This window comes from Vreelandella sp. F11, assembly GCF_042466685.1.
Lineage (GTDB): Bacteria > Pseudomonadota > Gammaproteobacteria > Pseudomonadales > Halomonadaceae > Vreelandella.
In genome coordinates, this window is the sequence record NZ_CP170448.1 from 2,660,408 (window position 1) to 2,673,942 (window position 13,535).

A 13,535-nucleotide genomic window follows, 5' to 3' on the forward strand; every position below is an offset into this window, starting at 1 on the left:
CTGCTAGTTCGGTATGGCCGCCTCTATGGGCTGCTTAAATTGCTTGTGAGTCAGTGTCACGCGACTCGCGCATAAAAGCAATTCATGTTATTCATAGTTTAGATTCCAAACTGGAATAGCTAATTAGGGAGCAGCCCGTGGATACCCAAAGCCTACAAGCCTTTTTGGCCGTGGCAGATACGCAAAGTTTCTCACGGGCGGCTGAACAGTTGCACCTAACCCAGCCTGCGGTAAGCAAACGCATTGCCACGCTAGAGTCCCAGGTGGGTACACGGCTGTTTGATCGTATTGGTCGGCGAATTGCGTTAACCGAAGCCGGTAGCGTGCTGCTACCCCAAGCGCGGCGGATACTGTTTAGCGTCGAAGATAGCCGCCGCGCGCTGGCCAATCTTTCTGGCCAGGTAGGCGGCAAGCTGACCCTGGCCACCAGCCACCACATTGGCCTGCACCGCCTTCCGCCGCTATTAAAGCAGTACACCCAGCGCCACCCGGAGGTTACGCTAGATCTACACTTTCTGGATTCCGAACAGGCTTACCAGGGCGTTCTGGATGGCACGCTGGAAATGGCCGTGGTGACGCTCGCCCCCCATCCTCATGAACAGCTACAGGTGGTAGAGCTTTGGCGCGACCGGCTCTGTTTTGCCTGCGCTATTGATCACCCTCTTACCTATCAGACCTCTCAAAGCGTGCTGTCACTGACTGATCTGTGCGAATACAACTGCGTAATGCCGGGGGCGAAGACCTTTACAGGATCCCTTATCGCGCAGCGTTTTAGCCAAGCAGGCCTGGAACTGCCGGTCAGCATGGCGACCAACTATTTAGAAACGCTAAAGATGATGTGCAGCGTGGGGCTAGGCTGGAGCCTGCTACCGGAAAAGATGATCGACAGCGAACTGGTAGAGCTAAAAGTAGACACCCCGCCAATTTACCGCCCGCTGGGGTATTTGGTGCATACCAATCGAACGCTCTCGAATGCGGCACGCATGATGATTGAGGAGCTGGAAAATACGCGGGGCGAGAGCCCTATAAAATAAGCCCGATGTGTTATGCGCACACCCGCGTTGTCGGTTTTCGTAGCGCGTGGTAAGCCTACGAGAGCAGCGCGAAGCGGTGCCGGGGTTAGGCTCTGGTGGACATTGTTGGCTGGTTGCCGCCGGGCGTCGTTCCGCCGCCTCCTGAATTGCCCCCTATTCACCAAACTGGGCGAACACTTCTTCGCCGGTCAACTGCTTGGTTTTTTCTGCTAGTGAATAGTAACGTGGCTTTTGATCGATAAATATTTGCTCGGTTATTTTCCAATCATCCTCGCCATCAAGAAGCCCAACGGGAAGCGCATAATGTCCATCCTGCTTTAAGCGATAGAAAAGGTGGGTGCCACACTGCTGGCAGAAACCACGCTCGGCCCACTCAGAGGAACTGAAGGTGGATATATACTCTGAGCCTTTAAAGTTCACATCACCGGCAAACTCAACTGCAAACATCGGGCCACCGCCCCATTTTCTACACATCGAGCAGTGACAAACGCCGACATGATTGCTGTTGGTGGCAACAGTAACGCTGACAATGCCGCAAAGGCAGGCCCCATGAAGCTGTGTGGTGGATGCCATATTTGTCTCCTTCAGATATTCGTATTTAACCCTCAAAAGCCAAGATAGCTCAAAATTGATCCCTCAATATTGTGCCCCTATGAATCTATGAGTACTTGCCGCTACGGGCGCGTGTATCTTGGATCAAGTGGGTAGAAACAGCACGCTTAGCTTTTTCGCCAAGGCACAGCCGCAACGAAGATGGCCTACCCCTGTTGGTGCGTCTAACGTTAGCGGCCAATAATTATCTGAAGCCTACTGACAACTAGACGTACGATCAGCTTCAAAGGAAATGACCTATAGGCAGGTGGATCAGCTGGCAGAGCGTTGGAATCCTTGAGAAATTTGGTGGCAATACGTGACTGGAGAGCCGGTGCCTCGTCTACATACCGTTGGCGATACAACGAGATCCAGTGCTGCGAATTTTCGAACGTAACAAAAAGAGGCGAATTGCAGCACGTTGCCACCATACGTCTCGTTGGCGAGTTCTCACGAAATGTATAAGGATGGAGAAGCCCCTGACCGCGCACTACGGCGTATCGATCATTACGATGGAGCACATAGTGGGTTCCCAAGAATGAGTCCATGATCGGCTCCGGCGGAAAGAGCTTTGCAAGCTCATCAGCCGCAAACTGGCAATCATCACAATGGCACACAGTGCAATAGATTGGCGCGCCCTTAAGCTCTACGGCAACCTGGCCACATGAACACTCAACTAAAAATGTATCAACCGACATCCGGCTCTCTCCAAGTGTGCACTAGCGCCTAGTCTCACCAGCGGCAATGAAACGACAACTGGCAAGGGATCTCGACAGGAGCCTCAGCAATCAAAATCTCTTCTATTTTCATAGCGTCATTTCAGCTCTGGATGACGAAGAAGCAAAGAGCGGACATGCAGTTCAGCGGGTTAACGCCTCAACTGCCATAGCTTCCACCTCCTCAAGGGGAAGGCGAACTGCCTTGAGCGCTCTTGCGAGACTTGGAAATAGCTAAAAAGACAGTGCCAAGCACAATAAACGAGGGGCTAATCACCCAAAGCGTCGTCAAATGAGTGGTTAAGCCAACAATAAGGAATGTTATGCCGTTAGCTAGGAAGACGAAGCCGAGGGTTAGAAGGCTTTTGAACGTGTTCAATGCGATGCTCCTGGTAAGAGCTAAAGCCTTTCACCACCGGTGACAGGCGAATAGCGGGTGAACCCATTAAGGAATGAACGCAGCTAGCCTGCTGCATCGATGGTTAAGCGTTGAGCTAGGGCTTGGTAAAGGGTATGCCGAGCCGCTTCGTTAAACAGTACAAAACGGATCAGGCGAACTTTATGCAAGCTGGGGAGTATGGCTTCAAGGGTAGCCGCACACACTTGAGCGGCTTCTTTCGCCGGATAGCCGAAGGCGCCAGTAGAGAGTGCCGGAAAAGCCAGCCGCTCAATACCATTCTCCTCGGCAAGTTTCAGCGCGTTGCGGTAGCAGTCCGCCAGCAGCTGATCCTCCGGCTTGTCGACACCGTACACCGGCCCCAGGCAATGAATGACCCAGCGATTGGGCAGGTTATGGCCGCCGGTAAGTACCGCTTGCCCCGGAATGATGGGCGCCATTGACTGTCCCTCTTCCGCTAAGCCTGGCCCTGCAGCGCGATGAAGCGCTCCGGCGACGCCGCCACCGGTTCGCAATTGCGCATTGGCAGCACTAACTACTGCATCCACATCGGACTGTTGGGCAATATCGCCCACTACGCACTGCACTCGAATTCTGCTGTGGTCGCTCATAAGCTCCTCCCTCTATTACCCACATCGTGTCACGCCCGCTGGTGAAGACCTTCCTTTATAGCGGCAAATATCGAAAGTGCAGCCGGAACAGAGCGCTTCCGTTCAACCGACAGTCATGCGTTGTCTTCGATAATCGTCCCAGCTTTACGCATCTCGTCCATCACGACGCCTAATTGCTCCGGGCTCACTGCTCGGGTGGCATTGTCAATTAGGTGGGTTTCAAAGCCAAATTTGCAGGCGTCTAGCACGGTAGCCTTAACGCAAACATCGCAGGCTAGCCCTCCGATCCAAACGCGCTTGATCCCCCGACTCTCAAGAAAGCCCTGAAGGCCGGTGCCATCGAAAGCGGAGTAGGCGTCGCGATCAAACGCGCTCCCCTTGCTAACGCGCACGGTGTCCGGCGGCAATTGCAGATCCGGATGAAAGGCGGCACCGTCTGTGTCCTGAAGGCAGTGCTCTGGCCAGGGGCCACCTTGGGCCACAAAGGAGCAGTGTGCCACCGGGTGCCAGTCCCTGGAAACAATGGCCAGTGCGCCCTTCCGGGCGGCCTTAGCCAACCAATCGTTGAGTACCGGCACTACCGCATCGCCACCTTCAATGCCCAGCGCCCCGCCGGGGCAGAAATCGTTCTGCACATCCACAGCGATCACTGCATCTTGTGAGCAAAGTATTTCCGAAGCCCTCATAAACACCTCCTGCTAGTTTGTAGACGTTGCAACACCGTTACTGACATCATAGCGCCACAGGCATCAGTCACCCAGCGAGAGCTCTTGACCAAAAATGATTCGATGCACCTCAGGCGTTGCTACACCAAACTCACGTAGCCCCCAAGGCTTATCCGCTATTGCCTGGAAAATCTCGGCGCCCCGCTGCTGATAATCAAGGTGAAGTTCATCTATGCCCTCGTAGTTTACATACGCAAAGTAAGAATGCTCGTGTGTATAACGGGCGGGAAGTTCGTCTGGGCAGTGCCCCAGCATAACGTGAAAGCCACCTAGGCTGAGGAACGACCAGCCATCCACACGAAAACGTAGTGAGAAGCCAAGCTTGTCGAGAAAGTAGCTCTCAGTCTTCTCGATATCGTTAACTGCCAGCACATGTTGAGTTGCTTTTACCACAAACATTGATGGCTCCTTCCCCTATATGTAGAATGGCAATGGTTACTCCTTAGACGCACCACTGCTTAGATTAGCTAGGCTGTTGAGTCTGAGCAGATAACCATCTGGATCCATGATCATAAATTGTCTGACACTCAAAAATTCACCACCAACCCGGTAAGATTTTTTCTCTAACGGCAGCTGGATTGGATAATTGTGTTTAACTAAATGTCGGTATATGCCATCAAGATCAGTAACGGTTATTTGAAAATTCACGCCTCGGCCAAAGGGATATTCAAGCTCAGCGGTGATCCATGGATCGTTTGCAGCAACCAGTTCGCCTACTTGTTTAAGCATAAGGACGGCACCGTCAAGCTGTATAGTTGCAAAGCTATCTTCGGGACGTTCGAAGCAGATCGTAAAGCCGAGCAGCTCCGTATAAAAGCTCAACGACTTTTTAATGCAGCGAACATTTAGCTCTGGTGTTAAAGGAGGAAATATATCGATGTTAGTCATGACTCATAGCTTATAATTCTCAGCCTACAGAATCGATTTTATCAACGTAGCTAATGCTTACGTATCCATTTATGCTGGCTTATATTGTCTCTTTCCGCGCCAAAACTAAGAAGCAGCGCAACGACTTCAGACTGAAAAGTTAATTATTTTTTGCTCCATAAATTATAGTACAAACAATACCTGCGACTAAGCCTGGCATGCCGAACATTATCAACAAGGTTGCAATTGAGGTCGAATCATAATAAATAGTGCCGCCAAACAGTATCGATAAAAAAAGCCCTACTATGCCAATACCTATAGCAGCAATCCAACTATCGCTACACTTATGTAAGGCGCCTCGGATCAAACCAGTTAAGAGCGCAGGAATAATGCCAAAAATGTAAGCAAATATCGTCGTTAGCAGCCAAAGATAAAAAGCAGACTGAAAGCTAAAACCATGCTTTTCAACTTCACCAAGTAAAAGCAATGGCGTTAAGGTTAAAGCTCCTACCGGGGGGCCCACCAATGCGAAGAAGACAGCACACGCGGCTATCGACTTTAAATTCAATTGCAGAATCATAAGAATAATTCCTAACACACCATCATACGTGTTCCACGACTCAGTGCTGGACGAGAAGGTTGAACGTGGGCTTTTGGGCACGCTGCCGTCCCACGGTGCACAGTCGCTTCCGTGCGCGGTGTCTGCCTGGATAAATTGCACACAAGCGAGAATGTCGGCAGTCCTTGCCAAAAAGCGCGCTTGTTGGCCTTATTAGACATGGCTGCTACTCCTCTACCTCTTTAAGATTCACTCACGGTACCCATACTTCTTCTGTGCTGTCTGACTTTTCACACCATAGCCTTAATCTCATGAATGTCCATCAAAGCTCTAAGCGCAAAGGCGAAGCAGAGTGAGTCTTCGTGACAACACATGGTTAGCCATCAACAGCCTCCGCCAGCATCAGTACTTCGGTTGATGAGTACATATCGTCTATTTCGGCAACAACCCTGGCACCTAGCGATTTCTGGTACAGCCGCTGAGCCTCATTATCCGCTCGGATTGATACGAGAATCGATTTCAAGGACTGACCATTGCACTCAAGCACTCCTCGCACCTGGGCAAGCGATTCCCTTATGAGTAATTCTCCAAGCCCCCTGCCACGCAGTTGCGCAGTCACAGCAACCTGATCAAGCTCAACAACTGCAGACGGACGAATGCCGGATTTTTGGGCCCAAAAAATATACCCTGCAACCTCATCCGCTTGGATAAGGAGGTGAACGAGCATCCGCGGCCAGGCTGCCATCGTTGCCCGAACCCAGACCTCCGAGTCACTTTGACGCGTAAATGCTTGCCGATGAATGGCCGCTATTGCGACAACATCGTCAGAATTTGCAAGACGTACAAATATACTCATGTTGATGCCTACGTTTGATAAAGGGCCAAGCTAGCTCAATTAGTTATCGCTGCTGAATCGTATGGGCTTAAATAAATGATTTGGCCATACTCCTAAGCAGAAGCCAATACCAGCTTGAACCCCAAACATAGCTCCCGCGAACACTTGCTCTACTCCTGAGCCACCTAGAAAGTAGGCTATAAATTGATAGTAAAGAATACCTGCAGCGATAAAAGCAAGAAGAGCACTAAACCAAGAAAGCAAGCCGCAGGTTCTGAGAAGAAGAACAAATGGTAGCGCAAGGAAAACAACTCCTGGAAGAAAAAAAGCAAGTACAATCAAAACTAACTGAAAATCGTCCGTCCATAGAAAAAACTGATTATTCTGAATCATAAGACCCAGCATAAAAAAGATCACCGCCAGGAAAAATCCTATAAAAAAAGATCTCTTGTGCTGCATTTTTTTCATTTCACGCACCTAATTTACGCCTTCACACAAGGGCTTAACAGTGAAGGAAAAGCCGCAAAGCCTCCCTGCCCGATGTTTGTCAATGTAGCAGCCGTCACCAGGGCTCGCCTTGCTAGACCACGATCATTAATTTCAAACACTAAAAAACTGTTCTCTATAATCACAGCACTTTCCTTTATAGCAATGACTAATATTTTTTACGTGCCAGTATTCTTAACAACTCATCTGCATCCTTATTTGTTCTAACCGTATACGTGGCAATATCTTTGCCTACTGAGCCTAAGATCATCTCATCCTTCAACCCAAAAAACTCATCATACTTAAAAGACCAATAAAGCAATGATAAATTGAATTTATCTCGAATAGCCACTCGATAGACTCTTAACCAACGTGGCGGCTTCATAAAGACAAGAACGGTAGCTCTAGACGCTCTATCCGAATAGGTTCTAGAGTTCCCTCCTTCAATGATCCATTGATGTTTTGATGCCCAGGATCTTACCGTGCTATCAATTTCGGAGTTTGTCCGAAGCTTTCCGTCTTCATCATGAACGGCCTCATCAACACAATAAACAACTATGTCAAGTAACCTCGACAGCCTAAGCGCCAACCTAGATTTACCTGAGCCGGGACCTCCGATGATCATTATTCGTGTCGCGCTCATCCCTTCTCTCTTTATACCTAGCGCTGAGTTAAGCCGCTTTGCGGTATGGGTTTAAATGATTGCTTAGGCCTTACCGCTCAGTCAGCGCGAGCTGTACACCTAAACCCGCGAACGCTGCCGCAAAGCTCCTGCACAACCAACCCTGAATCTTAGGTGAATCAATAACGGCTGTTCTAAACGCATGGGCAAGCTGCCCGTAGATGACGAAGACAACAAAGGTCATCGCCATGAAAATAGCGCTCAGTCCGAGCAATTGCCCTAGTGATGACTGGGCATCAGTTGCAACGAACTGCGGCAAGAACGCTAAGAAGAAAATGGTCAGCTTGGGGTTGAGGATATTCAGCAGGAACGCCTTGCTCATAAGCGAAACGGCATCACCCTTTCGCCTCACCTCATGAACAGAGAAAGCGCTTCGATCACGCCAAGTAACGACGGCAAGGTAAAGAAGATACACGACACCCGCATACTTGAGCACCTGAAATGCTACCGCGCTCGTATGCATGATAGCCGCCAGGCCCAGAACAGTGGCCAGCAGGTGCGGCACAATACCAAGTGTGCAACCGATAGCAGCATAGAGACTTGCCAGACGCCCATGCATTAAGCCAATGGAAACGGTAAAGATAACACCTGTGCCTGGGATCAGCACGACAACCAACGAGGTAAGCAAGAACTCAGCAGAAAACATAAATGACTACTCCTCTATGAGGCACGCCGCTGCCCAATGCACAGCAACGCAGTAGGTTCCAAGTCAGAAGGCAATCTCAACACTTCCTTCACCCTTGCATTATCGAAACCTGCCACTAGAACACAGCCAACTCCGAGGGCAGTACTCTGAAGATGGACATTTTGTGCTAAAGCCCCCGTTTCCATATACACATATCGAGCGCCGCGCTCTCCCTGGGGTGGCTGAGCTTTAAAGTGCTGAACTGCATCGCCAAGTTTCGCGGTAACCGCGATGATAAGAGCGGATTCTTTCAACCATGGTTGATCGCCAATTCCTAGCGATTGCACAACCCCTTCTGGAACACGGCCACTCATTAGGTTTAACGAATGGCTCTCAGCCTGATACTTCATAGATACCGGCCTCAAGTTCCGATACCCGCTGCACTAAAATTTTTAGGCGCAGCGGATATAACCCACCTGCCGATGGCGTGGCTCTTTTTTCATTCGGCCCTGTTACGCCCTGGGCCGACCACAGCAACTGAGACAAAACGCCTATAGGTAGCAGTGCATTCGTGTACTCCCTCACGCTGCGCCGAGCCGCAATACTGCCAACCAATGACTGGGAGTCTTGCTGTTCTGGAGCAGGTAAGTCGAAGGCCATGTGTTCACTCCCTATGTTTAACTGTTATGGCACTACTAACTCGGACTGTTGCGCACCAAGAGAGCACCAGCACCGATCATCAAACTGCCTGTAATCCAATCCCACCACTGCCGAATGCGCGGCCTGCGTAATGCTTGCGCTACACGCTCCATAAGTATGACAACGCCCCACCACCATGCGACACCAATCAGTACATCAAGCACACCGAGTATCAAAATTTGCCGAGCTGCACCGACCATCGGGTCGATGAACTGAGGTAAGACGCTAAGGAAGAAGATGATCGCCTTGGGGTTGAGTAAATTGCACAAAAAGCCATTGGCAAAAGCACGACTACGGCTAGTGACATCAATGTCTTCTTGCACGTCTGCCTGTGCACTACGGTGCTGGCTACGGCTACTGTACAGAACTGCTAGCCCCATCCAGATTAAATAAGCCGCACCTGCCCAACGAATCAGCATAAACAGCTCGGCGGAGCGGGCCGCAATGGCCGAGAGGCCAAGAGCGGCTATCAGCATGTGTATACAGAGTCCGCTTTGAGCACCCAGCGCAGCGGCTAAACCGAGTCGACGATGCTGTACCGCATATCGGCTCACTAGCAGAAAATCCGGGCCAGGAATAAGGTATGCCAGCAATACGACTGCGATGAAGCCAACTAGCTCAGTGCCCATCCATCCTCCTCCTATTACTACAACCCCTTGGTATGGAGCTAACGGCAACGGGCAGCAATCAGCAGGTGTGACAGACCGCTTCTGTCGGTCTCGCATCATACTCATCGTGGCGCCGAACCCAGTCCATGATTTCCTTCTCGTTGCGGCCCTTCGGTGTGATGTCGAGATAAATGAAGGCGCCAATAACCTCCTCATTGCCACGGGCGTAGCTGGAGTAAGTGTGGAATACTGCCCCGCTCTCGTCCCTGTAGAAAACGCTAAGTCCGGGCAGTTCTTCGCTGAAGTATTTCGGATCCTCGATAGCTTGGTAATTGTAGTAGAGCCGACCAGCCTCAAGATCCTCCCGAGCGAAAGAGACCTGAAAGTCAAAATTGAAATCGCTGCCCAGGGAGGACACCCAGGTGGCTGTCCAGCCCATACGCCTCCGATAGGCTTCCAGCTTTTCCAGCGGCGCGCGGGATACACGAACGTAACTGACATCATGATTGGCGAGGTGGACGATGGCCCCCTCGGCATGATCCGCCTCCAGCGAGCAGCTCGGGCAGCCCGCATTCCAATCAGGGCTGAACATGAAATGGTGAATGACCAGCTGACTGTTTGCGCCAAATAGCTCGGCAAGGGTCTTCTTCCCTTCCAGCGTATCGAAGGCGTATTCCTTGTCTATCTTGACCCATGGCAGCTCGCGCCGCTCACGGGCGACCAGGTCACGCATACGAGTGAGCGCCTTCTCGTTCTTTAGGTGAGCTTTGCGTGCCTGAAACCACTCCTCTTTGGAGACAACTCTCGGTGATTCAATCTGGCTCATGACGGACTTCCTCGCGTAAATTCAGCGTTGTTCCGGCTTGCAGCACCGGAATAGTGCGTTTTGCATAGAGTAGTCGTTCGCCACTGATCAAAATCGACAACACCGCCGCAATTAATGACGATGCGCTTGGTGAAGCATTGATGCATCGAGGCCCTAGTTCGCCAGGTTGAGCTGCCAAGAAACGCCATACCTATCCTTTAACCACCCAAACTGCTTACTAAAACCGTAGTTATCCAAAGGCATTAGCTCAGCGCCACCCTCAGCTAGGGCATGAAAAGCCTTTTCAATTTCGCTCGTAGATTCACACTCAACATACAATGACATCGATGGCGTGAAAGTAAATTGGTGATCAAGGTGGCTATCTAGCGCCAGAAACTCAGTACCGTTTATCGTAAAGCGAGCCATCTTGGTGGAACCCTCTGGCTCATTCTCACCCGCTTGGAAGCGCTGAATATCGAGAACCTCTGAACCAGGAAAGAGTGAGGTATAGAACTTGATTGCCTCTTCAGCCTTCCCGGCTTGCTCTCCGACAAACATTAGCGAGGTCGTGATGGACTTCATGTATGCCTCCGTTCCAGTTGATACACATAACGCTGAGAGTTTAGCGCCCTTGCAATGAAGGCGAAGCCACAATTTAAAGGGCGTCTGGCAGCTATCGGCCAAGTACTATAGCTACTTGTTGATTTTAGCTTCGGGCCGCGCTGTAGCTCAGACTAACAACCCTCCAAGCAGTGCCATCCCACTCCCAGGTTTCTGCAAACGCCACCACCGGCCCTTGGGATGATCCGGAAAGGGTATATCCCTGCCCTGTTATTACGGTGTTCCTGTCAGATTCCTGAATCGATAGCTCGGTATCGTTTTTTTGCCCGCCTTGAGGAAACCAACTTCCTTTCTGCTTAGCTGAAGAGAGAGCGCCGAGCTGGGATCTCTTGGATTGGATACCGCGTTCGGTAGTAACTATGAAATTATATGCCTGCACTTGGGCAAGGTGCTCAACGTCACCAGCGAAATAAGCGGCGTACCAGTGTTCTCGTACTTGTTTCAGACCCTCGCGTTTCATGGACTGGTTCCTATCTTTAGAAATGAACGCTAGAAGGAAGCAGCGTATCTCACGCGTACACCTTTCGGGATTTTGTTAGGCCTAACACGTATCTCGGCGGAGATCTCTCGCCAGCTTCAACCTGCCGAGTATTTTTACTACAACCATTAAGATTATAATCACGGACTAAGTCATACCCACTCGACAATTGAACGCCAAGCCTCAGGCCTAATACTGTGAACAACCACCCTCAAAGTTAAAGAAGCCGAGCCAAGCCTGTTCGCAAAGGCCTGCACCCGAAGAATCTACACAACCAAGGCTATGACTTTCCAGCGCTCGTAAAAAGCCACCCAGCACTAGCCCTCTATGTGAAGCCAAACGCTTATGGCGAACTTTCCATCGATTTCGCAGATCCACTGGCGGTAAAAACGCTCAATGCCGCGTTATTAAACCGATACTACAACATCGTCAACTGGGATGTCCCAGAGGGCGCGCTTTGCCCTCCCATCCCAGGCAGAGCCGACTATATCCATTACATGGCGGACTTATTGGAGTTTGGGCTTGGGCGTGAACAGCCCGGCATCAAGCTGCTCGATATAGGCACTGGAGCCAATGGGATCTACCCGCTACTGGCCTGCCAAATTTACGGCTGGGAGTGTGTCGGTAGTGACATCAACACTCAGTCGCTTGAGAACGTCGCCACGATTATCACCCACAACCCCACGCTCAAAGATCGCTTCACGCTGCGCACGCAACACGATAAAAACCACATATTTGAAGGGATCATTCAACCCGGAGAGTTTTTTGACGTCAGCGTATGCAACCCGCCCTTCCACGCCTCGCTCGATGAAGCCCTTAAAGGTAGCCAGCGTAAACTCAATAACCTTGCGCGTAGCCAAGGCGAACACAAAGCAAAAACCAAATCTCCCAGTCTAAATTTCGGCGGGCTGGGGGCAGAGCTTTGGTGCAAGGGTGGCGAACAGCTGTTTCTTAAAAAGCTAATAAGAGAAAGCCAAACGTATTCAACTCAATGCCGCTGGTTTAGCAGCCTGGTCTCAAAAGCCAACAATGTTAAGCCTGCCAAGAAGCTGATTCGTAAACTCGGTGCCGTTGATAGTCGGGAAATCGAGATGAATCAGGGAAATAAGATCACGCGGATATTGGCCTGGACATTTATGTGAGCCGTTCCTGAGATGGCACATGATTATGCGGAGTCTACCGTGACATTATTCCGCTATAAGCACTGGAGAACTGCCAGTGCTCAATCAAATACGTGCTACGTGAAAGGTACCTGGCTAAAGCGGATCTCGGCTACCAAACTTAGCCGTCAGTGGTTTTTTTTTTAACAGCCTCAGCGCTCACAATAGCGCACGTTTATACGCCCGACTGCTTTTGCTTGTTATACGATCATTCCTCTTCGTTTCATTTCTTCCTCAAGGTTTCGCGGAATGGGACGACAGGAACAGTTTTTAAAATGCTCCAAGTGCCACTCAATTCTTTCCTCTAAGGTAGGGTTCTTAGGCATCCTATGGTTGCGATGCCACTCTGCGTTCGTTTTTTTCATAGTGAACTCTAGCTGTCATAGGCTTGAAGGGCGATTGGCAGCGAGCGTGTCACTATGTTGCCTGCTGCTGGCAGGCCAACGAGTATTGCGCTGATTATTTCTTCTCTAGATGCGCCCGCTTCCTTCGCAACCTTCACATGAAATGGAACACCGCTATCAAGGCCTTTAACAGACAATACGGCTAAGTAAGCAAGGCTCTCTGTTTTCTTGTCTAAAGCACAGGCATTGCCCAAGCTCTGGACTGCTATCATCCATGCTTGAGCATGCTCCGGCGCTTCCTGCATGAATATCTGATAAGCATTGCTTACCAAGTTTTCATTACCATTCATTTCGTTCCCCTTTTTCTTTAGGCACATACGCCCTCCGTAAACAGCGCGCGGAAGGAGCGTTCTGCGACCGAAGGGAGCGAATTTAATGGCTTGGCTATGCCTGTTTGTCATCAGTGGCAGGAACCATTTGGGATCTGTGCTAATCAGTGATGAATAGTTTCAAAAAGTCATCTTTGGTTAGAACCGTTCCAACATAGCCAAGATCACGGAGAAGCACCACCATCAACTTACAAGTGTCCGTAGCAATTCTATTCCGTCTAGCTCGCCACTACTGGACTTAGCTTTCCACTCGCCAGAATCTATTACTGCCTCATCTGAGGCATTGAGAAAAAGCCGGTGCCC

At 50.4% G+C, this 13,535-nt stretch carries 19 protein-coding genes; 2 read left to right on the plus strand and 17 right to left on the minus strand.

Annotated features, from left to right (window positions below; all coding sequences use genetic code 11):
• The first annotated feature begins 137 nt into the window (after nucleotides 1-137).
• Complete coding sequence (locus ACFIOZ_RS12150) at nucleotides 138-1,034, plus strand: LysR family transcriptional regulator (RefSeq protein ID WP_386077945.1); 897 nt, start codon at nucleotides 138-140, stop codon at nucleotides 1,032-1,034.
• Between the two features lie 153 nt (nucleotides 1,035-1,187).
• Here ACFIOZ_RS12150 and ACFIOZ_RS12155 read toward each other — a convergent pair whose 3' ends face one another.
• From ACFIOZ_RS12155 to ACFIOZ_RS12230, 16 genes are all read right to left on the minus strand, one after another.
• Nucleotides 1,188-1,607, minus strand: coding sequence for a GFA family protein (locus ACFIOZ_RS12155; RefSeq protein ID WP_386077948.1), 420 nt, complete (start codon nucleotides 1,605-1,607; stop codon nucleotides 1,188-1,190).
• A 1,196-nt stretch (nucleotides 1,608-2,803) separates the two neighbouring features.
• Nucleotides 2,804-3,349, minus strand: a complete 546-nt coding sequence (locus ACFIOZ_RS12160; protein ID WP_386077951.1) for a macro domain-containing protein — start codon at nucleotides 3,347-3,349, stop codon at nucleotides 2,804-2,806.
• 113 nt (nucleotides 3,350-3,462) lie between these two features.
• A complete protein-coding gene (locus ACFIOZ_RS12165) occupies nucleotides 3,463-4,035 on the minus strand; it encodes an isochorismatase family protein (RefSeq protein ID WP_386077953.1) in 573 nt (190 codons plus the stop codon).
• A 63-nt stretch (nucleotides 4,036-4,098) separates the two neighbouring features.
• A complete protein-coding gene (locus ACFIOZ_RS12170) occupies nucleotides 4,099-4,473 on the minus strand; it encodes a VOC family protein (RefSeq protein WP_386077955.1) in 375 nt (124 codons plus the stop codon).
• Nucleotides 4,474-4,509: 36 nt separating this feature from the next.
• Nucleotides 4,510-4,962, minus strand: a complete 453-nt coding sequence (locus ACFIOZ_RS12175) for a bleomycin resistance protein (protein ID WP_386077957.1) — start codon at nucleotides 4,960-4,962, stop codon at nucleotides 4,510-4,512.
• Between the two features lie 139 nt (nucleotides 4,963-5,101).
• Nucleotides 5,102-5,521, minus strand: a complete 420-nt coding sequence (locus tag ACFIOZ_RS12180) for a hypothetical protein (RefSeq protein ID WP_386077960.1) — start codon at nucleotides 5,519-5,521, stop codon at nucleotides 5,102-5,104.
• Between the two features lie 355 nt (nucleotides 5,522-5,876).
• Nucleotides 5,877-6,356: a GNAT family N-acetyltransferase gene (locus ACFIOZ_RS12185; protein ID WP_386077963.1), complete on the minus strand. Its 480-nt coding sequence runs from the start codon at nucleotides 6,354-6,356 to the stop codon at nucleotides 5,877-5,879.
• 39 nt (nucleotides 6,357-6,395) lie between these two features.
• Nucleotides 6,396-6,803, minus strand: coding sequence for a hypothetical protein (locus ACFIOZ_RS12190; protein ID WP_386077966.1), 408 nt, complete (start codon nucleotides 6,801-6,803; stop codon nucleotides 6,396-6,398).
• Nucleotides 6,804-6,990: 187 nt separating this feature from the next.
• A complete protein-coding gene (locus ACFIOZ_RS12195; protein ID WP_386077969.1) occupies nucleotides 6,991-7,464 on the minus strand; it encodes a hypothetical protein in 474 nt (157 codons plus the stop codon).
• A 70-nt stretch (nucleotides 7,465-7,534) separates the two neighbouring features.
• Nucleotides 7,535-8,149 carry a LysE family translocator gene (locus tag ACFIOZ_RS12200; RefSeq protein WP_386077971.1) on the minus strand — a complete coding sequence of 205 codons (615 nt, stop codon included), beginning with the start codon at nucleotides 8,147-8,149 and terminating at the stop codon, nucleotides 7,535-7,537.
• Nucleotides 8,150-8,163: 14 nt separating this feature from the next.
• Nucleotides 8,164-8,538, minus strand: a complete 375-nt coding sequence (locus ACFIOZ_RS12205) for a nitroreductase family protein (protein ID WP_386077973.1) — start codon at nucleotides 8,536-8,538, stop codon at nucleotides 8,164-8,166.
• Nucleotides 8,522-8,788 (minus strand): nitroreductase family protein, encoded by a 267-nt coding sequence (locus ACFIOZ_RS12210; protein WP_386077976.1) that lies wholly within the window; start codon nucleotides 8,786-8,788, stop codon nucleotides 8,522-8,524. Before ACFIOZ_RS12210 ends, ACFIOZ_RS12205 begins: the two co-directional genes overlap by 17 nt.
• A 35-nt stretch (nucleotides 8,789-8,823) precedes the next feature.
• Nucleotides 8,824-9,456: a LysE family translocator gene (locus tag ACFIOZ_RS12215; protein ID WP_386077978.1), complete on the minus strand. Its 633-nt coding sequence runs from the start codon at nucleotides 9,454-9,456 to the stop codon at nucleotides 8,824-8,826.
• 58 nt (nucleotides 9,457-9,514) lie between these two features.
• Nucleotides 9,515-10,261, minus strand: a complete 747-nt coding sequence (locus tag ACFIOZ_RS12220; RefSeq protein ID WP_386077981.1) for a DUF899 domain-containing protein — start codon at nucleotides 10,259-10,261, stop codon at nucleotides 9,515-9,517.
• A 153-nt stretch (nucleotides 10,262-10,414) separates the two neighbouring features.
• Nucleotides 10,415-10,822 (minus strand): VOC family protein, encoded by a 408-nt coding sequence (locus ACFIOZ_RS12225; protein WP_386077984.1) that lies wholly within the window; start codon nucleotides 10,820-10,822, stop codon nucleotides 10,415-10,417.
• A gap of 124 nt (nucleotides 10,823-10,946) precedes the next feature.
• A complete protein-coding gene (locus tag ACFIOZ_RS12230) occupies nucleotides 10,947-11,321 on the minus strand; it encodes a nuclear transport factor 2 family protein (RefSeq protein ID WP_386077987.1) in 375 nt (124 codons plus the stop codon).
• 269 nt (nucleotides 11,322-11,590) lie between these two features.
• Here ACFIOZ_RS12230 and rlmF point away from each other — a divergent pair, with 269 nt between their 5' ends.
• Complete coding sequence (rlmF, locus tag ACFIOZ_RS12235; protein WP_386084068.1) at nucleotides 11,591-12,481, plus strand: 23S rRNA (adenine(1618)-N(6))-methyltransferase RlmF; 891 nt, start codon at nucleotides 11,591-11,593, stop codon at nucleotides 12,479-12,481.
• 391 nt (nucleotides 12,482-12,872) lie between these two features.
• Here the strand turns inward: rlmF and ACFIOZ_RS12240 are convergent, their stop codons facing one another.
• Entirely contained in the window at nucleotides 12,873-13,193 is a 321-nt protein-coding gene (locus tag ACFIOZ_RS12240) for a carboxymuconolactone decarboxylase family protein (protein ID WP_088700052.1), read from the minus strand.
• Between the last annotated feature and the right edge of the window lie 342 nt (nucleotides 13,194-13,535).